Raw genomic sequence first — 20,184 nt, forward strand, 5'->3', positions numbered from 1 at the left:
GGCCGGCAACGGCAGATTATGCCGCGCCGGCCCGTGATGGCGTGCGCCAAGGCGGATTGCTGTCAAGCCGCCTGATCGGCCAAGCCTTCCGGCGTGAAGGGGCGCAGGTTGGCCAGGAACTGGCGGGCACAGGCCTGCCAGGAGAAGGTCAGCGCATGGTCGCGACACAGCGCGGGATTAATTTCCAGCGCCTTCAGGCAGGCGCGGCGCAAATCCGTATCCAGCACGCCGGCCGGATGGCTGCCGATCACATCCAGCGGGCCGGGCACGGGGAAGGCCGCCACCGGCAGGCCGCTGGCCAGCGCCTCCAGCAGCACCAGCCCGAACGTGTCGGTCCGCGAGGGGAAGACGAAGGCATCGGCGGCGGCATAATGCCGGGCCAGCTCCTCACCATGCTTGGCACCGACAAAGATGACGCCGGGATATTTGGCCTGCAGCTCCGCCCGCTGCGGCCCGTCGCCCACCACCACCTTGGAACCGGGCAGGTCCAGCGACAGGAACGCTTCGATATTTTTTTCCACCGCCACCCGGCCGACAGAGATGAAGACCGGCCGGGGCAGGTGATCGAACAGGCTCTTGTCGCGCGGGCGGAACAGCTCGGTATCCACCCCGCGCGACCAGCGGCGGATATTGGTGAAGCCGCGCTGCACCAGATCAGCCTCAATGCTGGCGGTGGCCACCATCACCGAATGGGCCGGCGAATGGAACCGGCGCACAAAGGCATAGGAAAGGCGCAGCGGCACCGGTGCGCGATCCCGCACATATTCCGGGAAACGGGTGTGATAGGCGGTGGTAAAGGGCAGGCCGCGTTTCAGGCAGTAACGCCGGGCGGCGAAGCCCAGCGGGCCTTCGGTGGCGATATGGATGGCGTCGGGCTGGGCCGCCTCAATCATCTGCCGCACCCGCCGGCCGGGGGCCAGGGCGAGGCGGATTTCCGGATATGTCGGCATGGGGATGGTGCGGAACCGGTCGGGCGAGATCACCTCCACCCGATGGCCCAGCCGTTCCAGTTCGGCCCGCGTCGTCGTCAGGGTGCGCACGACGCCGTTGACCTGCGGATGCCAGGCATCCGTGACGATCAACAGCTTCACGCTGCCGCCTTCATCGCCGTGCGGGAGGCGACAATATCCGCCCAGCGCAGGATTTCCAACCGCCCGTCCATGTGTTCCACCAGTGCGGTACATGATTCGACCCAGTCCCCATCATTCACATAGAGAACACCGTCCATGTCGCGCATTTCGGCATGGTGGATATGGCCGCAGATGACGCCATCCACCTGCCGCCGCCGCGCTTCGTCGGTCAGCGCGGTTTCGTAATCGCCAATAAATTCGACAGCCTTTTTGGTCTTGTGCTTCAGATAGGCTGACAGCGACCAGTAGGGGAAACCCAGCTTGCGGCGAACCTTGTTCACCGCCGTGTTCAGCCACAGCAGGAAGGTGTAGGCACTGTCGCCGACAAAGGCCAACCACTTGGCATAGCGCACCACGGCGTCGAACTGGTCGCCATGGATCACCAGATAGCGCTTGCCGTCGGCGGCCTCGTGGATGGTGTCTTCCAGGATGGTGACGCCGCCGAACTGCAGCCCGACAAATTCCCGGAAAGCCTCATCATGGTTGCCGGGCACCAGGATCACCTGGGTGCCCTTGCGGGCGCGGCGCAGCACCTTCTGCACCACGTCATTATGCGCCTGTGGCCAGTACCAGCTTTTCTTCAGCCGCCAGCCATCGACGATATCGCCGACCAGATAGAGACGATCCGACTCGGTATGTTTCAGGAAATCCAGCAGCATTTCCGCCTGGCACCCGCGGGTGCCCAGGTGAATGTCGGAAAGCCAGATCGTCCGGTAACGCTTGACGTCTTCGTCGCCCAGCATGACTGCCCCCATGGCCGGTCAACCCCAATCCCCCACCCCGATAAACCGTCTCATCCACATATTGTTATTGTCATGGCTTAAGACTATCTATCGACAGCTTGCTGGTTCTATATCGGCACTCCGGGCGATTGACCACCATATGAGCGGTGAAGAACCTCATGTTATTCAAATCTTCTTCGGACAGTCATGATGAATACATGATCCATTCATCCGATCGTCATAATGGGGCGGCTTTGCCTGTTTCTGCGCCAGGGCGTCGATTGTTGGTCATCTTCAATCCCACGGCGGGGCGACGGCGGCCGGGCTATCTGGACCGTGCCCTGGCCGCTGCGCGGGGGGCGGGGGCGGGAATCGAGCTGTCGGCGACGACGGCCGCCGGCGATGCGGAGCGCATGGCGGCGGCGGCCGTGCGCTCCGGTGGCTTTGACGTCATTGTGGCGGCGGGTGGTGATGGCACCATCAACGAGGTGATCAACGGTATGGTTGGGGCGGCGCTCGTGGCCGGCCTGTCCTTACCGGCCCTGGGGATTGTGCCGCTGGGCACGGCCAATGTGCTGGCGCATGAACTGGGCATGGCGGCCGAGGCGGGGATGGTGGGGCGCTGGCTGGCCACCGCGTCGGCCCGGCCCATCCGGCTGGGCCGGGCCAATGGCCGGTTGTTCGTGCAGATGGCGGGGGTGGGCATGGATGCGCGTGTGGTGGCCGGTATTGATCCGGTGGTGAAGCGCCGGCTGGGCAAGGGCGCCTATGCGCTGGGCTCCCTGCGGGAGATCATGGCCGGCCCCCGCTGCGATTATCGGGTGCGGGCCACCGGCCCGGATGGGGCGGTGGCGGCCCTGGAAGGGGCCAGCGCCATCATCTGCAACGGGCATTATTATGGCGGCACCTTCGTGCTGGCCCCAGACGCACGGCTGGATGCCAACAGTTTTCAACTGGTGCTGTTCCAGCGGCCGGGGCGGCTGGCGGCTTTGTCCTATGCGTCTGCCATGGTACTGGGGCTGATCCCGAAGCGTCGGGATGTCAGCATCCTGCCTGTTACCGCCGTGGAGATCGACGGGCCGGCGGGGGAGCCGGTGCAGGGTGATGGCGATGTCATCGCCCGGCTGCCCCTGCGGATTGAACGCTTGCCGATTCCCTTGAACGTGCTGTCGCCGGACACAGTATAAAGTGGGGCAAGACAGTTAACTGGCGGCGGCGTCGCGGCGTCGCGGCTGGTCCCAGACGGCCAGACATTCCTCGGCCGTTGCCCCAACCCCGATCGGGTGCCAACCGCGACGGTCATTGAAGCTCAGGCGATAGGTACCGCTGCGATCCCGTTCAAACTTAAAGACCGGCCGTTCGGCATCGGGAAAGCTGACAAGGAAACTGTCATTGTCGCGACTGCTGACCCGGCGGTGCGGCTGCCACAATCCCCGGCGCACCTTGTCCTCGGCCAACCGGGACCAGCAGGCAACATCGTCGGGGGTGAAACGGGTAACCGGGAAGGGGATGACGAGACACATGGCCGGGCACCTTGGACGACGGAATGAGGGCGGCCATAATCTGGCCTTTGTTCTGTCCAAACTGGCGCGCAACCGGTTAACGGGAACTTTACGGAGAAGCCCGCAAGATCAACGCCTTCGTATAGGTTGGCCCCGGATGGGCCCACCCTATACCAATGGCATTATCATCTCGCACCTGCGCAAGGCGCCCTTGCACCTTCGTCGGATCGCCCGCCCCAAACGCCGCAGATCGGCGTTTTTTGGCGGTTCGCGGCGCAAAACCGCATAGCCCAAATCCAGCCGGACCAGTTGCGTAGGGGCTGGGGCTGTGTTACATGCACGCTCGCTCAACGTCGGAAGGTCCTCTTCCGGCAAGGTGGCTTATTGCTAACATCCTGAAATTATTCAGGGTCCACGGACACAACCGGGGTTACCAGGTGGCAACCGAAGGGACTGGCGTATCCGAACTCGCCTCTCGCTATGCGAGCGCCTTGTTCGATCTCGCGGACGAGCAGCAGGCTCTGGACCAAACGGCCCAGGATCTCTCGCTCGTCAAGGCTCTGCTCGCTGAAAGCGCGGATCTCCGCCGCTTGATCGGCAGCCCGCTGCTCGCCCGTGGCGATCAGGAACGCGCCATGGAGGCGGTTCTGGCCGCCGCTGGCGTGGGTGAGCTTGTGCGCAAATTCATTGGCTTGGTGGCGCGCAGCCGCCGGCTGGCGGCGTTGCCGGGCATGATGGACGGTTTTCTGGCCGAACTTGCCCGTCGTCGCGGTGAATCCACGGCACGCGTGACGGTTGCCCGTCCGCTGAGCGACGAACAATGGGCGGCTCTGGCTGCGGCGATCGATCCGAGCGCCAGTGGCAAGATCAAGCTCGACGTCTGGATCGATCCGTCGCTGATTGGCGGGATGGTCGTCAAAATCGGTTCCCGCATGGTTGACAGTTCCGTGCGCACCAAGCTGAACAAGCTGAAACTCGCCATGAAAGGGGTTGGATAATGGAAATCCGCGCCGCTGAGATTTCCGCGATCCTGAAGCAGCAGATCGCGAACTTCGGCAACGAGGCCGATGTCGCCGAAGTTGGCCAGGTGCTGTCCATTGGCGACGGCGTCGCGCGTGTCCATGGTCTGGACAATGTGCAGGCCGGCGAGATGGTCGAATTCCCGGGCGGGGTGAAGGGCATGGCCCTGAACCTTGAGGCTGACAATGTCGGCGTCGTGATTTTCGGTTCCGACCGTCAGATCAAGGAAGGCGACATCGTCAAGCGCACCGGCGCCATCGTGGAAGTCCCCGTCGGCCGTGGCCTGCTGGGCCGCGTGGTTGACGGTCTGGGCAACCCGATCGATGGCAAGGGTCCGCTGACCGACGTGGTGCGCACCCGCGTGGAAGTGAAGGCCCCGGGCATCATTCCGCGTAAGTCCGTGCATGAGCCGATGCAGACCGGCCTGAAGGCCATTGACGCCCTGGTGCCGGTTGGCCGTGGCCAGCGTGAGCTGATCATCGGTGACCGCCAGACCGGCAAGACCGCCATTGCGCTGGATACCTTCATCAATCAGAAGGCGATCAACAAGGGCGACGACGAGAGCAAGAAGCTGTACTGCATCTATGTTGCGGTCGGCCAGAAGCGCTCCACCGTCGCGCAGATCGTCAAGACCCTGGAAGAAAACGGCGCGCTGGAATATTCCATCGTCGTCGCCGCCACCGCTTCCGAGCCGGCGCCGCTGCAGTTCCTGGCCCCCTATACGGGTGCAGCCATGGGCGAATTCTTCCGCGACAACGGGATGCACGCGCTGATCGTTTATGACGATCTGTCCAAGCAGGCCGTTGCTTACCGTCAGATGTCGCTGCTGCTGCGCCGTCCGCCGGGCCGCGAAGCTTATCCCGGCGACGTGTTCTATCTGCACTCCCGTCTGCTGGAACGTGCGGCCAAGCTGAACGATGAGAATGGCGGCGGCTCCTTGACCGCTCTGCCGGTCATCGAAACCCAGGCCGGTGACGTGTCGGCCTACATCCCGACCAACGTGATTTCCATCACCGACGGTCAGATCTTCCTGGAAACCGGTCTGTTCTATCGCGGTATCCGCCCGGCCATCAACGTGGGTCTGTCTGTGTCCCGCGTCGGTTCCGCCGCGCAGATCAAGGCGATGAAGCAGGTTGCCGGCACCATCAAGCTGGAACTGGCCCAGTATCGTGAAATGGCTGCCTTCGCGCAGTTCGCTTCCGATCTGGACGCCTCCACCCAGCGTCTGCTCAACCGCGGTGCGCGCCTGACGGAGCTGCTGAAGCAGCCGCAGTTCAGCCCGCTGCCGGTGGAAGAGCAGGTGGTGTCGATCTTCGCCGGCGTGAAGGGCTACCTGGACAAGGTGAAGACCGAGGATGTGAACCGCTTCGAGGCCCGCTTCCTGGACGAGGTCCGCGCCAAGGGTGCCGACATCCTGGACGCGATCCGCACCGAGAAGGCGATCTCCAAGGGGACTGAGGAAAAGCTGAAGGCTTTCCTCGAGAACTTCTCCAAGGTTTTTGCCTGATCCAACAGTCCCGATTGAACGGGTCTTTGAAAGCGTAGGGCCGTTATGCCGAGCTTGAAGGACATCCGAAACCGGATCACCAGCGTCAAGTCGACGCAGAAGATCACCTCTGCCCTGAAGATGGTTGCGGCCAGCAAGCTGCGCCGCGCCCAGGAACAGGCAGAGGCTGGTCGGCCCTATGCGGTGCGCATGGGCCGCATGTTGGCATCGCTCGCCGCGAATGTGGCGGGCGGTCCGGGCGGCCCCCGTCTGATGACGGGCACGGGCAATGACCAGGTGCATCTGCTGGTGGTGATGACGGCCGACCGTGGTCTGGCCGGCGGTTTCAACAGCTCCATCGTCCGGGCCACCAAGCGGCAGATCCTGTCGCTTCAGGCTCAGGGCAAGGTGGTGAAGCTGCTGTGCGTGGGCCGCAAGGGCCGCGACCTGCTGCGTCGTGAATTCCCCTCGCTGATTACCGCTTCCTTTGAGGAAGTGGGTAAGAAGCGCCTCTCCTATGCTGACGCGGACATGATCACCGCCAAGCTGCTGGAGATGTTTGAGGCCGGTGAATTCGACATCGCCACCATCATCTACAACAAGTTCAAGTCGGCCATCACGCAGGAGGTCACCCTCCAGCAGATCATCCCGTTCGCAGCCCCCCAGGCTGCGGCCGAGGTGGCTGATGCCTCCGTCCGTCCGGTTTATGAATTTGAACCGAACGAGGAGAGCATCCTGGCTGATCTGTTGCCGCGCAATGTCGCCATCCAGATCTACTCCGCCCTGTTGGAGAGCGCAGCCTCCTTCTTCGGCGCGCAGATGACGGCGATGGACAATGCGACGCGCAATGCCGGCGAAATGATCAAGAAGTACACGCTGATCTATAACCGCACCCGCCAGGCGACCATCACCAAGGAGCTGATTGAAATCATCTCCGGTGCGGAAGCGGTTTAAGTCCTATACCAGTGTCAGTAAATTCTGAGGTGTCAGAATTTACTGACTTCGGCGGCATGTGCCGTCGCCGCGCCAGTCGGCGCGGATACCACGGTCAGGATTTCCTGACCGTGGTATTAGTTCCAAGACGACTGTCAGATATTGGGTTCCGAGGGAGCTTGCCCCATGGCTAATACGAGCAACGCGGTCGGCCGCATCACCCAGGTGCTGGGCGCCGTCGTGGACGTTCAGTTCGACGCAGAACTGCCGCCCATCCTGAACGCCCTGCACACGGTGAACGAGGGCAAGACCCTGGTGCTCGAAGTGGCGCAGCACCTGGGCGAAAACACCGTCCGCGCCATCGCCATGGACACCACCGATGGTGTTGTCCGCGGTCAGAAGGTGACGGATACCGGCGCCCCCATTACCGTGCCGGTCGGTCCCGCCACGCTGGGCCGCATCCTGAACGTCATCGGTGAGCCGATTGACGAGCGTGGTCCGGTTGACCTGACCAACGTCGCTTCCATTCACCGCGATGCGCCGAGCTTCGCTGAACAGGCGACTGAGGCGGAAATCCTGGTCACGGGCATCAAGGTCATCGACCTGCTGGCCCCGTACCTGAAGGGCGGTAAGATTGGCCTGTTCGGCGGCGCCGGCGTGGGCAAGACCGTGACCATTCAGGAACTGATCAACAACATCGCCAAGGCACACGGTGGTGTTTCCGTGTTCGCCGGCGTGGGTGAGCGTACCCGTGAGGGTAACGACCTGTACCACGAAATGGTGGACTCGGGCGTTATCAAGCTGAACGAGAACGACACGCTCGGCTCCAAGGTGGCGCTGGTCTATGGCCAGATGAACGAGCCGCCCGGTGCCCGTGCCCGCGTGGCGCTGACCGGTCTGTCCGTCGCGGAATATTTCCGCGATCAGGAAGGCCAGGACGTGCTGTTCTTCGTGGACAACATTTTCCGCTTCACCCAGGCCGGCGCCGAAGTGTCCGCACTTCTGGGCCGTATCCCGTCCGCCGTGGGTTACCAGCCGACGCTGGCCACCGACATGGGCGCCCTGCAGGAGCGTATCACCTCCACCAAGAAGGGGTCGATCACCTCTGTGCAGGCCGTGTACGTGCCCGCCGACGACTTGACCGACCCGGCGCCCGCCACCTCCTTCGCCCACCTGGACGCCACCACGGTGCTGAGCCGTTCGATCGCCGAAATGGCGATCTTCCCGGCCGTGGACCCGCTGGACAGCACGTCGCGTGCGCTGGACCCGCGCATTGTCGGTGAAGAGCATTACAGCGTGGCCCGTAAGGTCCAGCAGGTGTTGCAGCAGTACAAGGCCCTGCAGGACATCATCGCCATTCTGGGCATGGATGAACTGTCGGAAGAAGATAAGCTGGTCGTGGCCCGCGCCCGCAAGATCCAGCGCTTCCTCTCCCAGCCGTTCCACGTGGCCGAAGTGTTCACCGGTACGCCCGGCGTGCTGGTGTCCATCGAAGACACGGTTAAGGGCTTCAAGGGCATCGTCAACGGCGACTATGACCACCTGCCGGAAGCGGCCTTCTACATGGTCGGCACCATCGAAGGTGCCGTCGAGAAGGCCCGCAAGATGGCTGCCGAGGCCGCCTGAGCCTCGTCATCATTATAAGGAAGCCTTCTCCGCCCATCGGGTGGGGAAGGCGACCATCTAGGGAGGGGCTCGCCCCTTCTTACGGTTTTACCCAAGGTGTGAGCCATGGCCGACAAGGTTGAATTCGAGCTGGTGTCGCCGGAAAAGCTGCTGGTGTCGCAGCCGGTGACCATGGTGGTGGTGCCGGGTGCCGAAGGCGCCCTGGGCGTGCTGCCGGGCCATGCGCCGATGATCGTCACCGTCAAGCCGGGTGTCATCGACATCTATGGTAACGACATGGTGACCGTTACCCAGCGTATCTTCGTGGCCGGTGGCTTCTGTGAAATCACCGCAGATCGCGTGACCGTGCTGGCCGAGGAAGCCACCGATCTGGAGGCTCTGCGCCGCCAGGACAAGGGTGGGCTGGAAAAGCAGATCGCTGATCTGTCTGAAGATCTGGAAGACGCCAAGAGCGACGGCGAACGCCATGCGGTGGAAGCCAAACTGGCGATCGCCCAGGCCAAGCTGGAACTCTTCGGTCAGAGCGTGCATTGATCCCGATCAATGTCGGCTTCGGCCGACAGGCGTAACAAATCTGTCACGCCACGGGTTTTTGCGATTGATTATCACGGGGGCGCTTGGCGCCCCCGTTGCTTTTTGTCGATCTCTTGCCAATCTGTTGGCCTGGATTCGTTTCGCATCAGGAAAGCTGGCCGTTACCATGGCTTATACGCACTGGACCATCGAGGGTCTCCCCTGGGACAAGTTCGACCCGTCGAAGGTCGACCCTGACAAGGTGAAGCTGGCGAAGGCCGCAGCGCTGGTCGAATATAACGGCCATATCTATGCCGACTATCTGTGCAATGTCTTCCGCGACGACCCGGAATTTTGCCAGGTCGCCCGTGATTGGGCGGTGGAAGAGGTTCAGCATGGAGAGGCACTGGGTGCCTGGGCGCAGCGCGTCGATCCCAGCTGGGATTTCCAGGCGGCGGTGACGCGCTTCCGCGAAGGCTATCAGGTGGAGACCTCGGTTGATGCCTCCCGTAGGGGCAGCCGGGCGGGCGAGCTGGTCAGCCGCTGCATCGTGGAGACTGGCACCTCCAGCTATTACACGGCCCTGGGTGACGATACCGAAGAGCCGGTGTTCAAGCAGATTTGCCGCCATATCGCGGCCGATGAACTGCGCCATTACAAGCTGTTCTATGATCACCTGAAACGCTATCTGGAAAGCGAGAAGCTGAACCGGTTTCAGCGGCTGATGGTCAGCCTGTCCCGCATCAACGAGACAGAGGATGACGAGCTGGCCTATGCCTATTATGCGGCCAACTATTGGACGCGGCCTTACCAGCGCAGCGAGAATTACAGCGAATATACCAAGCTGGCTTACTCCTATTACAAGCCACAGCATCTGGACCGTATGGTGGCCATGGTGTTCAAGGCATCGGGCCTGAAGCCGCAGGGCTGGCTGCACAGCATCGCGTCAAAATTCGCCTATAGCCGGATGCGCAAGAAGGCCGAAGGTGGCGCCAAGCTGGCGGCCTGATCATCGGTGTTTGGGTGGGGCATGGCTGCCCCGCCCCTTGACGCTTGCGTAACGCCCGTTGACTGCCCAAGTTATTGTGCAGCGCAGCAATCGGGCGAGCATCATGGTGTTGAAAAAGCTGATCGGCGGGTTCCGCCGCAAGGCGCCCCCGGCATCGCCGGTGGCGCCCCCGCCACCACCACCCGCTCCCGTGCGCCCGAATCGCCCCGACGGGATGGCGTTGGCGCTGCAAGGCGGCGGCTCCCTGGGGGCTTTTACCTGGGGCGTGCTGGATCGGCTGCTGGAAGAGCCGGGTTTCAGCCCGGTGCGCCTGTCCGGTGCCAGTGCCGGGGCGGTAAATGCGGCGGCCTTCGCCTGTGGCTGGGCTGCCGATGGGCCGGCCGGGGCGCGGGCCACATTGGATCTGGTGTGGCAGAAGGTGGGGGAATGCGGGGCCGGCTCCCTGGGCTTCTGCCCCAGTTGGCCGGCCAGCGGCGTGGTGCGGGCGGTCAATGCGGCGGCGTTGCAGATGGCCACGCGCTTTTTCTCCCCCTATGCGTTGAATCCGTTGGGCATCAATCCGTTGCGCGACATTCTGGCCGAGGTGCTGGATTTCCAGGCGCTGAAGCAGAAAACCGCACCGCGTCTCTATATTTCCGCCACCCGCGTGCGGGATGGCAGCCCGCGCGTCTTCACCAATGGCGATATCAGCCTGGAGGCTCTGCTGGCCTCCACCACCCTGCCGGCCATTCACCAGGCGGTGGAGATTGAGGGCGAGGCCTATTGGGATGGTGGCTATACGCTGAACCCACCGGTGGCGGCCTTGCTGGAAGGGCCGGCCGTGGGGCGAATCCTGGTGGTGCAGGCCATGCCCAACCGCGCTTCTCAAACGCCGAAGACGGCCGATGCCATCCGCGAGCGGCTGAACGAGATCACCTTCTCCCGCCCGCTGGAGGCGGAAATCGCCCTGGTGCGGGAAAAGCTGGCCCATCGCGACCGGCCGGAGAGCCTGCACCTGCTGGCCATCGATCCCGATTCAGAGGCGGTGGAGGAGTTGGATGGTCTACGGGTGGATCAGGAATATCTGGCGGCCCTGAAAGCGCAGGGGCGCAAGCAGGCGACCATCTGGTTACAGGGATAGAAGCTTCCCCGGATTCATGATCCCGGCTGGGTCCAGCAGAGCCTTCATCTGCTGCATCAGGGCCAGCTCCACCGGGTCTTTCAGCCGGGCCATTTCCGCCACCTTCAGATTGCCGATGCCATGTTCAGCGCTGATGCTGCCGCCCTGGCGCGTCACCTCGGCATGGATGATGGCGGTGATGGCGGGGGCATGGGCCAGGAAACTGGCTTTGTCCATCGCCTCCGGCCTTGCGACGTTGCAATGGATATTGCCATCGCCGACATGGCCGAACGGGTAGGGGCGCAGGCCCGGCATGAAATCCGCCAGCGCCAGAATCACCCGGTCCAGGAAATCCGGGATGCGGCTGATCGGCACGGAAACATCAGTATGCACGGTGCCGTCAATGGCCCGACCGATCTCCGGCAAGCCTTCGCGGATTTGCCAGAGCCGGCGGCGTTGTTCCCCGCTTTCGGCCAGCACGGCATTCTGGGCCAGCCCGCTTTCCACCGCATCGCTGAGTGTGCTTTCCACCATCTGCCGCACCAGCGGCCCTGCAATGCCGCTGGCGACTTCCAGCAGCACATACCAGGGGTGGGGGCTGGCCAGCGGGTCATGGTCGCGGCCCAGCAGGTCACGGGCACCATCTATCGCGAAACGCGGCATCAGTTCGAACGCTGATAACAGATCGCCCGTGCCGGCCCGCGCCTGCGCCAGCAAGGCGACGGCAGCGGCGGGGGAAGCCACGCCAATCAAGGCGGTTTCCACCTGCCGGGGCCGGGGGAACAGTTTCAGCGTCGCGGCGGTGATGATGCCCAGCGTGCCCTCTGCCCCTAAAAACAGGTGTTTCAGGTCATAGCCGGTATTGTCTTTGCGCAGACGCCGCAGCCCGTTCCAGACCTGCCCGTCAGGCAACACCACCTCCAGCCCCAAAACCAGATCGCGGGCATTGCCATAGCGCAGGGTAAGGATGCCGCCGGCATTGCTGGAAAGATTGCCACCCAGTTGGCAGGTGCCTTCAGAGCCCAGGGAAAGCGGGAAATAACGGTCTGCCGCCTGGGCTGCCTGCTGGAGATCGGCCAGGATACAGCCGGCTTCTGCCGTCACCGTATAATCCGCCGCGTCCAGGTCACGGATGCGGTTCAACCGGCCGAGATTGAGCAGAAAGGCCCCCCTGTCCGCCGCCGCCACGGTGCCGCCGACCACGCCGGTATTGCCGCCCTGGGGGATCAGCGGCACGCCCGCAGCCGATGCCAGGGCGGCGATGGCGGCCACCTGGGCCGTATCTGCGGGGCGCAGCACGGCGGCGGGGTGGGAGGCTTGCCGACGTCGCTGCTCAACGGCAAAGGGGGCCATATCCGCCGCCTCCGTCAACACATGCGAAGGACCGATCAGGTCCGCGATGCGGGCAAGCAGGTCGGCAGGGGACATGGGGGCAGTTTCCCGGTTCATCGGTTCAACCGACGCAGGCTAATGGAGGGGGGACGGGGGGTAAATACCCGCCTGGGCATGGGTGCTGCCGCCGAAAGTCCCGCCCTCACCGGGGCAATCCGGGCCATGATGCGGGCCGGCAGCACATAAGGAAACGCCATGTCCAGCAATGCGACAGCCCTGATTATCATTGATGTGCAGAATAATATCCTGCTGGGCAGCGACCCGCGCGGGGTGGAGACACTGGTGGCCCTGGACGCCATGGTGCAGCGGCTGGCCACCCTGGCCGACCGCGCCCGCGCCCAGGGCGTGCCGGTGATCCATGTGCAGCATGATGGGGAGCCGGGGCACCGGCTGGAAAAGGGCAGCGAGGGCTGGCGGATAAGGGCGGAACTGGGGCCGGCGGCGGGGGAGCCCGTTTTCAATAAATCCGCCTGCGATGCCTTTCTCGGCACCGGGCTGGCGGCGTCGCTGCGGGAGCGTGGCATCGGCCACCTGATCATTGGTGGCTGTATGACGCCCTATTGCATCGATACCAGCGTGCGCAGTGCCGTGGCGCATGGCTTTGACGTCACGCTGCTGGAAGATGGACACATGACCTGCGATATCGGCGCACTGCGTTTCGAACAGATCATCGACCACCATAACCGGATTCTGGACTGGTTCGATGTCGGCCCGAACATGGCGCGGGTGCGCCCCAGCGCCGACATCCTGGCCTGATCAGCCACGCGGGGCGGCGGCCCGGCGCAGCCGGTCATTGATGGCCACGCCCAACCCTTTTTCCGGCACCGGCATCACGGCGATGCCGGACAGGCCGGGCCGGTCCAACGCGCGCAGCATGGCGAACAGGTTGGCCGCCGCCTCCGCCATGTCGCCACGCTGAGACAGGTTCAGCCGTGTGGCCCCGCCGCGCAGGAACTGATCCGGCCCAAAGGCCAGCAGCGCCTCCGTCTCGCCCACGCTGTCGACATCCAGCCGCACCGGCAGGCCGGGGGCGTAATGGCTGGTCATCATGCCGGGGGCCTTGATGCCGTCCGCTTCACCCGCCAGTTCCACCCGGCCCAGTACGGCCTCCAACTCCTCCCGCGTCACCGAACCGGGGCGCAGCAGGCGGGCGGTGGGGCCGGTCAGGTCCAGCACCGTGGATTCCAGGCCGATTTCCGCCTTGCCGCCGGCCAGAATCAGTTGCAGCCGGGCGCCACCGCCATCGGGAAATTCTTCGGCCACATGCAGCGGCGTGGTGGGGGAGACATGGCCGGACCGGTTGGCGGACGGGGCCGCCACCGGTAAGCCGGATGCCGCCAGCAGGGCGCGGGCCACGGGATGGGCGGGGCTGCGCACGGCCACACTGTCCATCCCGGCACTGACCAGCAGCGACAGCGGCGCATCGGCCCGGCGCGGCAGCACCAGGGTCAGGGGGCCGGGCCAGTAAAGCTCGATCAACTGGCGGGCGCGATCATCCAGATGCACCAGCGGTTCGGCCGCCGCCTCATCCAGCACATGCACGATCAGCGGGTTGAAGCTGGGGCGGCCCTTGGCGGCGAAGATGGCGGCCACGGCCGCATCATCACCGGCATTGCCGCCCAGCCCATAGACGGTTTCGGTGGGGAAGGCCACCAGCCCGCCCGCCGCCAGAATCGCCGCACCCCTGGCATAGGCCGGCGTACCCGGCGTCATCACCGCCGGCCGGTCAGGGTGCGGCGGGGGGGCGGGTGACTTGTGGTGATGGCTGGGATCGTCGCAGCAATGATCGTGGGGCACAGGCGAAGCTACCGGGCGTGGCGGGAACAGAATGGCCCCCAGCATAGCCCCCGGCGGGTGCGACGACACCGGCTTTCCCTGCAAACCCCGCCCCAGCCGGGGGCAGCACTGGCGGGGCGTTCCGCGATCCGCTATAGCATGACAAAACATACTTCCGTGGGGGGAGAAAACGCATGAGCAATACGGCTGCCATGGCCGGTTCCGCCGTGGGTTCATCGGCAGAACATCTGACGCTGATGCTGCTTTACCAGCTGGTGGTGATCCTGGCCTTCAGCCGCATCGTCTCCTGGATCAGCACGCGGTTCCTGGGGCAGACGGCGGTGGCGGGCGAAATCCTCGCCGGGCTGTTGCTGGGGCCATCGCTGATCGGGGCCTTGTTCCCCGATCTCTCCCACGCGCTGTTCGTGCCGGAAACCCGGCCCATCTTCGTTGGGCTGGCGCAATTGGGGCTGATCCTGCTGATGTTCCAGATCGGCATGGAATTCCAGGTGACACCAGGGCGGGGGCGTGACGGGCGGGCCGTGGCGCTGATCAGCCTGACCGGGATCATCATCCCCTTTGCCCTGGGCTATGCCACCGCCCCCTTCTTCTGGCGCGAACTGGGCATGGACCCGGATCAGGGGCTGCTGGCCTTCCGCCTGTTCTTCGCCATCGCCATGTCAATCACGGCCATCCCCATTCTGGGCCGGATTTTCATGGAACTGGGCCTGTCGCATACGCGCACGGCGTCGCTGGTCATCGGCTCGGCGGCGATCGATGATATTTGCGGCTGGATGCTGCTCGGGCTGGTGGCCGCCATCGTCGCCGCCAATTTCGATATGGTGATGTTCCTGGCCCGTATTGCCGGGGTGGCCCTGTTCGTGGCGGTGATGCTGGCCCTGGTGCGCCCCTTCCTGTCCCGCTGGGTGGCCGGAAGGATGGCGAAGGAGGGGGGCACGCTGGACACAACCACCATCGCCGGCTTGCTGCTGGTGCTGCTGGGTGCCGCCATCATCACCAGCAATCTGGGCATCTTCGCCATCATCGGCGGTTTCATTGTCGGCCATTGCTTGCAGAATGACCGGGCCTTTGTCGCGCAATGGAAAATGCGCGTCGGTGGGTTGGTGCAGGTGCTGCTGCTTCCGCTGTTCTTTGCCTATACGGGGCTGCGCACCGATGTCGGGTCGCTGTCCGCGTCTGGCTGGGGCCTGTGCGCGCTGGTCTGTCTGGTGGCCTTTGCTGGCAAGTTCGGCGGTGCCTATCTGGCCTGCCGGGCGCTTGGCGAAGGGCACCGGCAGGCGGCCACCGTTGGGGTGGCCATGAATACCCGCGCCCTGATGGAACTGATCGTGCTGAATATTGGTTATGATATGGGCGTGCTGCCCAAGCCGATGTTCAGCATGTTGGTGGTGATGGCCATTGTCAGCACCTTCATGGCCACCCCGCTGATCCGCTGGTTGATGGCGTCCGAACGGGTCAGCCCGGAACTGACCCGCGCCCGGCTGGCGGGTCTGTCGGCGGAGTGAGGGTTAGAGCCGGGTGCGTTTAAACGGAAACGCACCCGGCTCTAAGTCCTTGTTCAGCGAGCGGATTCACGCTCCAAAGCGATTCCGCTTTTCCGCGATCCGCTCTAGCTGGCGCCAGGCTTCAGGGAGAAGACAACACCCCAACCGTCCGGGTCTTCGAAACAGACGGCCCGATCCAGCCAATAGGCATTTTCCGGTGCCACCGGCACCCCGCCCCGCGCCTGGATGGCGGCGCTGACAGCGTTCAGCGCCGCCCGGTCATCCACATACAGCACCAGCAGATTATCCCGGCTGGGGGCGGGGCAGGGGCTGCCATCACGGTGTTGGGTGAATTCCAGCTGCATGTCGGCATCGGGCAGGCCGAACAGCACCCCGTCATAGCCGCCATGATTGCCGCCTTCATCGCGCCAGCCACCGATCACCGGCAGGCCGATGACATCGCGGTACCAATGGGTGACGGTCTCAATCTGGTCCGTCGGCCGGGCGACGCGCAGGCGGGTGATGGGCAGATGGTCGGGCCAATGGCTCATGGCGCTCTCTCCTTTTGTGCGGCGCAACACTTGAAGCACTACCGCCTTCCCGGCACACTCAAAGGCCAGATAAGGCAAAACACAAACCAGGGGGAAACCTGCCATGGCGGGCCGCGTCTTTACAATCGCACAGCAGAAGGGCGGGGCGGGCAAGACGACGCTGGCCATCCATCTGGCCCATGCCTGGGTGCTGGCCGGGCGCAGCGTCGCCCTGGTGGATATTGACCCGCAGGGCAGCCTTTCCGCCTGGTATCAGCAGCGCGTGGCGGCCTTAGGCGAGGGGCGCACCGGCCTGACCCATGCCCAGCTTTCCGGCTGGCGTACCCAGCGGGAGGTGGAAAAGCTGGTGCAGGCGCATGAGGTGGTGGTGATTGACAGCCCACCGCACGCGGAAACCGAAGCGCGAATCGCCGTGCGCGCCGCCGATCTGGTGGTGGTGCCGGTGCAGCCCAGCCCGATGGATTTGTGGGCCACCCGCCCGACCCTTGAATTGGCCAAGGCGGAAAAACGCCCGGCGTTGATCGTGCTGAACCGGGTGCCGGCGCGTGGCCGGCTGGTGGATGCGGTGGCGGAAAAGGCGGCGGAACTGGGCGTGCCCCTGGCGGCATCGCATCTGGGCAATCGCATCGGTTTCGCCGCCGCCCTGATGGAAGGGTTGACCCTGTCGGAAACCGAACCGCGTTCGCGCGGGCGGGAGGAGGTGGAGGCGCTGGCCGCCGAAATCTGGGGCTTCGGCGGCTGAGGGCAAAAGCCGGTGGCACCCCGACGGGATGCCCCGGCCCCGCCTCACAGGGCCTGGACGGCCTTCAATACAGCCTCCACATGGCCGGGCACTTTCACCTTGCGCCAGATTTGCCGGACCACGCCTTCCTTGTCGATCAGGAAGGTGCAGCGTTCGATGCCCATATATTTCTTGCCATACATGTTCTTTTCCACCCAGGCGCCGAACTGCTCCGTCACGTCGCTCTCGGCATCGGATGCCAGGATGAAGGGCAGCTTGTACTTGGCCTTGAACTTGTCATGGCTGGCCACGCTGTCCTTGGAAATGCCGATGATGGTGGCATCCACCGTTTCGAAATGCGGCAGACTCTCCCCGAAGCCGCAGGCTTCCGCCGTGCAGCCGGACGTATCATCCTTGGGATAGAAATAGATCACCACATTGCGGCCGCGCAGCGCCGACAGGGTGACGCTGCCATTGCCATCCGTCGGCAGGGTGAAATCCGGCGCCGTTGCACCGATGGAAAGGGTCATATCAGTTTTCTCCGATGGGTTGACGGTGGGACGGCTATCAACTAGCCCACCAGCAGCGTCAAAAAAGGGCAGGGAAATGATCGATATCGATTATGTGCGGACCATGGTGGTTTATGGAAGCTGGATGAACCGCCGCCTGCTGGAGGCCAGTGCCGCCGTCCCCGACAGCGATCGCCGCCGCGACATGGGGGCTTTTTTCAAATCGCTGCATGGCACGCTGGATCACCTGCTATGGGGCGATCTGATCTGGATGCAGCGTTTCATCGGCAGCCCTGTGCTGCAGCCCAGCCCCGACGGGCTGATCTGCCCGGCCTGGGATGATCTGGCGGCACAGCGTGCCGCGGCCGATGCACATATGCTGCACTGGGCGGAAAATCAGCTGACGGTGGAATGGCTGGCAGCACCGCTGCGTTATGGCAGCACGCTGGCGCGTCGTCAGCGGATCATGCCGGCCTGGGTGCTGGTCACCCATATGCTGAACCATGGCACCCACCATCGCGGTCAGGCGACCACGCTGATGAAGCAATTGGGCGTCGATCCCGGCGTCACCGATCTGGTGGCCATGCCGGCCCTGTTCGACGGTTCGCTGGGGATTGTGGCGCAGGATGAACCCTGGGACGGGGAATGAAGCAAACAGGCGCCGGCCGCAGCCGGCGCCTGTCCTGCTGCTGATTACAGCTGCTTCAGGATGTAGTCAGCGCTGGACACTTCGAACGCGCCCGGCTTTTCCACTTCCAGGCGGGTCACCACGCCATCGTCGGCCACCAGGGCGAAGCGCTGGCCGCGATGGCCCAGATTATAAGCGGTGCCATCCATTTCCAGGCCCAGGGCCTTGGTCAGGGTGCCATTGCCGTCGGGCAGCATGGTGACCTTGCCGGCGGTGTTGTTGGCCTTGCCCCAGGCCTGCATGACGAACGGGTCGTTCACGGCCAGGCAGACGATTTCTTCAACGCCCTTGGCCTTCAGCGCCTCGGCATTGTCGACAAAGCCGGGCAGATGCTTGGCGGAGCAGGTGGGGGTGAAGGCACCCGGCACCGAGAACAGCACCACCTTCTTGCCCTTGAACAGATCGTCCGTGCTGATCTCCTGCATACCCGATTCAGTCAGATGCTTCAGGGTGACCGACGGAACGCGGTCGCCAACCTTAAGGGTCATCGCTTGGTTCTCCCCATGGGGTGCGTGTGGGTGGATGATGCATAGGTTCTAGGCTGTGGACCGCCCGACGGCAAGGTGGGGATGGATCAGCCGGGAAATTAACCCACATTCTTTGCATGGAGACTGATATCATTCCCCCATTATCCTGTTGAGCCGATGCCCATGAAGCAGCCCATCAAACAAGCCGCTGACCGGCCGGACAAGCCGGTTAACCCGTCTGGTGACACGTTGGCCGGGCAGTTCCTGGTTGCCATGCCCCAGATGCCGGACGAGCGATTCGCCCGCACCGTCATCTATATCTGCGCCCATAGCGGGGAAGGGGCCATGGGGCTGGTGGTCAACCGCCTGTTCCAGGGCGTGGCCTTCCCCGACCTGCTGGAACAGCTGCATGTGGAGGTGGAGAAGCCCCGCGGCAGCCTGCGCGTCCATTATGGCGGCCCGGTGGAAACCGGCCGCGGCTTTGTTCTGCACAGCGCCGATTACCTGCGCGAAGGCAGCATGGCCGTGACGGAAGAGGTGGTGCTGACCGCCACGGTGGATATTTTGCGCGCCGTGGCGGAAGGGGCGGGGCCGAAGAAAGGTTTCCTGGCCCTGGGCTATGCCGGCTGGGGGCCGGGCCAGCTGGATCAGGAGATGCAGGCCAATGGCTGGCTGAACGTGCCGGCCGATGCCGCCCTGCTGTTTGATCCCGACCTGGATCATAAATGGGAGCGCACGCTGGCCCGGCTGGGCATCGACCTGTCCATGCTCTCCACCGATATCGGCCACGCCTGAACATTTGGTCCGGCGGCACGGCTGTTGTGTTAACGATCCGGCCGCGCGGACCCGCGCGGCTGCGGTCGGCCCCTTCCTTGCCCGTCTTTCGTCTTACTCCAGACGCAATCATGGGCTGTTCTGGGCGCTGGGTGTGCCTGGATGGGTGCCGGGCCGCCCGCCCGCGAAAGCCAATAAGGATGCGAGAGACCACCATGAAGCCTTCCCACCTTCTGTTGCTGGCCCCGATGATGCTGCTGGCCGCCTGTGCCGGCGTGCGGGATGACAAGGCCGGTGCCACGCGCAATGGCAGCGGCGCCTATGATGCAGCCGCCGCCGGAACCGCCGGACAGGGGCAGGGCTATGGCGCCACCCCGGTGGACAGCAGCACGCTGAACAGCAACCTTTCCCCGCAGCAGCAGCTGGCCAGCATCGGCGACCGGGTCTTCTTCACGGTGGACCAGTATGAAGTATCGGCGGAGGCCACGGCCACGCTGGACAAGCAGGCCGCCTTTCTGCGCAGCAACCCCAATATCAGCCTGACCATTGAAGGCCATGCTGACGAGCGCGGCACGCGCGAATATAATCTGGCGCTGGGCCAGCGCCGCGCCGATTCGGTGCGCCGTTACCTGATCGCCAGCGGCATCGATGCCAACCGCCTGCAGACGGTCAGCTTCGGCAAGGAACGCCCGGCCGTGGCTGGCAGCGGCCAAGCCGTGTGGGACCAGAACCGCCGCGCGGTCAGCGTGGTCAACTGATCG

General features: G+C 64.1%; 22 protein-coding genes. 14 read left to right on the forward strand and 8 right to left on the reverse strand.

The features are described from left to right. Positions 1–62 precede the first annotated feature (62 nt). Together CHB97_RS02650 and CHB97_RS02655 are read right to left on the reverse strand one after the other, a co-directional pair. Positions 63–1,091 (reverse strand): glycosyltransferase family 1 protein, encoded by a 1,029-nt coding sequence (locus CHB97_RS02650; RefSeq protein WP_089286368.1) that lies wholly within the window; start codon positions 1,089–1,091, stop codon positions 63–65. After that, entirely contained in the window at positions 1,088–1,873 is a 786-nt protein-coding gene (locus CHB97_RS02655) for a UDP-2,3-diacylglucosamine diphosphatase (RefSeq protein WP_089286369.1), read from the reverse strand. Before CHB97_RS02655 ends, CHB97_RS02650 begins: the two co-directional genes overlap by 4 nt. Before the next feature lie 263 nt (positions 1,874–2,136). Between CHB97_RS02655 and CHB97_RS02660 the strand changes: the two genes are divergently transcribed. Continuing rightward, the gene (locus tag CHB97_RS02660) at positions 2,137–3,039 is read left to right on the forward strand and encodes a diacylglycerol kinase family protein (protein ID WP_244559353.1); all 903 of its coding nucleotides are present in this window, start codon (positions 2,137–2,139) and stop codon (positions 3,037–3,039) included. A gap of 15 nt (positions 3,040–3,054) precedes the next feature. Here the strand turns inward: CHB97_RS02660 and CHB97_RS02665 are convergent, their stop codons facing one another. Beyond that, positions 3,055–3,375, reverse strand: a complete 321-nt coding sequence (locus tag CHB97_RS02665) for a hypothetical protein (protein ID WP_089286371.1) — start codon at positions 3,373–3,375, stop codon at positions 3,055–3,057. Between the two features lie 416 nt (positions 3,376–3,791). Here CHB97_RS02665 and CHB97_RS02670 point away from each other — a divergent pair, with 416 nt between their 5' ends. From CHB97_RS02670 to CHB97_RS02700, 7 genes are all read left to right on the forward strand, one after another. After that, a complete protein-coding gene (locus CHB97_RS02670; RefSeq protein WP_089286372.1) occupies positions 3,792–4,352 on the forward strand; it encodes a F0F1 ATP synthase subunit delta in 561 nt (186 codons plus the stop codon). Beyond that, positions 4,352–5,881 (forward strand): F0F1 ATP synthase subunit alpha, encoded by a 1,530-nt coding sequence (atpA, locus tag CHB97_RS02675; RefSeq protein ID WP_089286373.1) that lies wholly within the window; start codon positions 4,352–4,354, stop codon positions 5,879–5,881. The genes CHB97_RS02670 and atpA overlap by 1 nt, the downstream gene beginning before the upstream one ends. Positions 5,882–5,926: 45 nt before the next feature. Then, on the forward strand, positions 5,927–6,814 hold the full coding sequence (locus CHB97_RS02680) for a F0F1 ATP synthase subunit gamma (protein WP_089286374.1): 888 nt from the start codon (positions 5,927–5,929) through the stop codon (positions 6,812–6,814). A 165-nt stretch (positions 6,815–6,979) separates the two neighbouring features. After that, positions 6,980–8,419: a F0F1 ATP synthase subunit beta gene (gene atpD / locus CHB97_RS02685; RefSeq protein WP_089286375.1), complete on the forward strand. Its 1,440-nt coding sequence runs from the start codon at positions 6,980–6,982 to the stop codon at positions 8,417–8,419. Positions 8,420–8,524: 105 nt separating this feature from the next. Continuing rightward, positions 8,525–8,953 (forward strand): ATP synthase F1 subunit epsilon, encoded by a 429-nt coding sequence (gene atpC, locus CHB97_RS02690; protein ID WP_089286376.1) that lies wholly within the window; start codon positions 8,525–8,527, stop codon positions 8,951–8,953. A gap of 166 nt (positions 8,954–9,119) precedes the next feature. Continuing rightward, complete coding sequence (locus CHB97_RS02695; protein WP_089286377.1) at positions 9,120–9,941, forward strand: acyl-ACP desaturase; 822 nt, start codon at positions 9,120–9,122, stop codon at positions 9,939–9,941. Between the two features lie 103 nt (positions 9,942–10,044). Then, positions 10,045–11,061: a patatin-like phospholipase family protein gene (locus tag CHB97_RS02700; protein WP_089286378.1), complete on the forward strand. Its 1,017-nt coding sequence runs from the start codon at positions 10,045–10,047 to the stop codon at positions 11,059–11,061. Here the strand turns inward: CHB97_RS02700 and CHB97_RS02705 are convergent. Further along, positions 11,050–12,468, reverse strand: coding sequence for an FAD-binding oxidoreductase (locus CHB97_RS02705; protein ID WP_089286379.1), 1,419 nt, complete (start codon positions 12,466–12,468; stop codon positions 11,050–11,052). The genes CHB97_RS02700 and CHB97_RS02705 overlap by 12 nt on opposite strands. Positions 12,469–12,627: 159 nt before the next feature. On the opposite strand from CHB97_RS02705, the gene CHB97_RS02710 reads away from it, so the two are divergent. Further along, positions 12,628–13,188 carry a cysteine hydrolase family protein gene (locus CHB97_RS02710; protein ID WP_089286380.1) on the forward strand — a complete coding sequence of 187 codons (561 nt, stop codon included), beginning with the start codon at positions 12,628–12,630 and terminating at the stop codon, positions 13,186–13,188. Here the strand turns inward: CHB97_RS02710 and CHB97_RS02715 are convergent, their stop codons facing one another. Then, complete coding sequence (locus tag CHB97_RS02715) at positions 13,189–14,145, reverse strand: L-threonylcarbamoyladenylate synthase (protein ID WP_089286865.1); 957 nt, start codon at positions 14,143–14,145, stop codon at positions 13,189–13,191. It lies immediately after the preceding gene. Between the two features lie 257 nt (positions 14,146–14,402). On the opposite strand from CHB97_RS02715, the gene CHB97_RS02720 reads away from it, so the two are divergent. Next, complete coding sequence (locus CHB97_RS02720; RefSeq protein WP_089286381.1) at positions 14,403–15,734, forward strand: cation:proton antiporter; 1,332 nt, start codon at positions 14,403–14,405, stop codon at positions 15,732–15,734. A 104-nt stretch (positions 15,735–15,838) separates the two neighbouring features. Here the strand turns inward: CHB97_RS02720 and CHB97_RS02725 are convergent, their stop codons facing one another. Continuing rightward, the gene (locus tag CHB97_RS02725) at positions 15,839–16,264 is read right to left on the reverse strand and encodes a VOC family protein (protein WP_089286382.1); all 426 of its coding nucleotides are present in this window, start codon (positions 16,262–16,264) and stop codon (positions 15,839–15,841) included. A gap of 103 nt (positions 16,265–16,367) precedes the next feature. Between CHB97_RS02725 and parA the strand changes: the two genes are divergently transcribed. Next, the gene (parA, locus tag CHB97_RS02730; protein WP_089286383.1) at positions 16,368–17,006 is read left to right on the forward strand and encodes a ParA family partition ATPase; all 639 of its coding nucleotides are present in this window, start codon (positions 16,368–16,370) and stop codon (positions 17,004–17,006) included. 44 nt (positions 17,007–17,050) lie between these two features. Here parA and bcp read toward each other — a convergent pair whose 3' ends face one another. Then, positions 17,051–17,515, reverse strand: a complete 465-nt coding sequence (gene bcp, locus CHB97_RS02735) for a thioredoxin-dependent thiol peroxidase (RefSeq protein WP_089286384.1) — start codon at positions 17,513–17,515, stop codon at positions 17,051–17,053. 76 nt (positions 17,516–17,591) lie between these two features. Between bcp and CHB97_RS02740 the strand changes: the two genes are divergently transcribed. Beyond that, positions 17,592–18,143 (forward strand): DinB family protein, encoded by a 552-nt coding sequence (locus CHB97_RS02740; protein ID WP_160105501.1) that lies wholly within the window; start codon positions 17,592–17,594, stop codon positions 18,141–18,143. A 44-nt stretch (positions 18,144–18,187) separates the two neighbouring features. Here the strand turns inward: CHB97_RS02740 and CHB97_RS02745 are convergent, their stop codons facing one another. Next, positions 18,188–18,670 (reverse strand): peroxiredoxin, encoded by a 483-nt coding sequence (locus tag CHB97_RS02745; protein ID WP_089286385.1) that lies wholly within the window; start codon positions 18,668–18,670, stop codon positions 18,188–18,190. 162 nt (positions 18,671–18,832) lie between these two features. Between CHB97_RS02745 and CHB97_RS02750 the strand changes: the two genes are divergently transcribed. Together CHB97_RS02750 and pal are read left to right on the forward strand one after the other, a co-directional pair. Further along, the gene (locus CHB97_RS02750) at positions 18,833–19,444 is read left to right on the forward strand and encodes a YqgE/AlgH family protein (RefSeq protein ID WP_200819778.1); all 612 of its coding nucleotides are present in this window, start codon (positions 18,833–18,835) and stop codon (positions 19,442–19,444) included. A gap of 194 nt (positions 19,445–19,638) precedes the next feature. Further along, a complete protein-coding gene (gene pal / locus CHB97_RS02755; RefSeq protein ID WP_089286387.1) occupies positions 19,639–20,181 on the forward strand; it encodes a peptidoglycan-associated lipoprotein Pal in 543 nt (180 codons plus the stop codon). The last annotated feature ends 3 nt before the right edge of the window (positions 20,182–20,184 follow it).

The organism is Azospirillum sp. RU38E, from assembly GCF_900188385.1.
GTDB lineage: Bacteria > Pseudomonadota > Alphaproteobacteria > Azospirillales > Azospirillaceae > Niveispirillum.

Bases quoted from the DNA above. Each gene is read 5' to 3' on its own strand.
- atpC (WP_089286376.1), top strand. From the start codon at position 8,525: ATGGCCGACAAGGTTGAATTCGAGCTGGTGTCGCCGGAAAAGCTGCTG.
- CHB97_RS02740 (WP_160105501.1), top strand. From the start codon at position 17,592: ATGATCGATATCGATTATGTGCGGACCATGGTGGTTTATGGAAGCTGG.
- parA (WP_089286383.1), top strand. From the start codon at position 16,368: ATGGCGGGCCGCGTCTTTACAATCGCACAGCAGAAGGGCGGGGCGGGC.
- atpD (WP_089286375.1), top strand. From the start codon at position 6,980: ATGGCTAATACGAGCAACGCGGTCGGCCGCATCACCCAGGTGCTGGGC.
- CHB97_RS02655 (WP_089286369.1), bottom strand. From the start codon at position 1,873: ATGCTGGGCGACGAAGACGTCAAGCGTTACCGGACGATCTGGCTTTCC.
- CHB97_RS02710 (WP_089286380.1), top strand. From the start codon at position 12,628: ATGTCCAGCAATGCGACAGCCCTGATTATCATTGATGTGCAGAATAAT.
- CHB97_RS02665 (WP_089286371.1), bottom strand. From the start codon at position 3,375: ATGTGTCTCGTCATCCCCTTCCCGGTTACCCGTTTCACCCCCGACGAT.
- CHB97_RS02725 (WP_089286382.1), bottom strand. From the start codon at position 16,264: ATGAGCCATTGGCCCGACCATCTGCCCATCACCCGCCTGCGCGTCGCC.
- CHB97_RS02680 (WP_089286374.1), top strand. From the start codon at position 5,927: ATGCCGAGCTTGAAGGACATCCGAAACCGGATCACCAGCGTCAAGTCG.
- CHB97_RS02715 (WP_089286865.1), bottom strand. From the start codon at position 14,145: ATGACGCCGGGTACGCCGGCCTATGCCAGGGGTGCGGCGATTCTGGCG.
- CHB97_RS02705 (WP_089286379.1), bottom strand. From the start codon at position 12,468: ATGTCCCCTGCCGACCTGCTTGCCCGCATCGCGGACCTGATCGGTCCT.
- CHB97_RS02750 (WP_200819778.1), top strand. From the start codon at position 18,833: ATGAAGCAGCCCATCAAACAAGCCGCTGACCGGCCGGACAAGCCGGTT.
- atpA (WP_089286373.1), top strand. From the start codon at position 4,352: ATGGAAATCCGCGCCGCTGAGATTTCCGCGATCCTGAAGCAGCAGATC.
- bcp (WP_089286384.1), bottom strand. From the start codon at position 17,515: ATGACCCTTTCCATCGGTGCAACGGCGCCGGATTTCACCCTGCCGACG.
- CHB97_RS02720 (WP_089286381.1), top strand. From the start codon at position 14,403: ATGAGCAATACGGCTGCCATGGCCGGTTCCGCCGTGGGTTCATCGGCA.
- CHB97_RS02700 (WP_089286378.1), top strand. From the start codon at position 10,045: ATGGTGTTGAAAAAGCTGATCGGCGGGTTCCGCCGCAAGGCGCCCCCG.
- pal (WP_089286387.1), top strand. From the start codon at position 19,639: ATGAAGCCTTCCCACCTTCTGTTGCTGGCCCCGATGATGCTGCTGGCC.
- CHB97_RS02745 (WP_089286385.1), bottom strand. From the start codon at position 18,670: ATGACCCTTAAGGTTGGCGACCGCGTTCCGTCGGTCACCCTGAAGCAT.
- CHB97_RS02695 (WP_089286377.1), top strand. From the start codon at position 9,120: ATGGCTTATACGCACTGGACCATCGAGGGTCTCCCCTGGGACAAGTTC.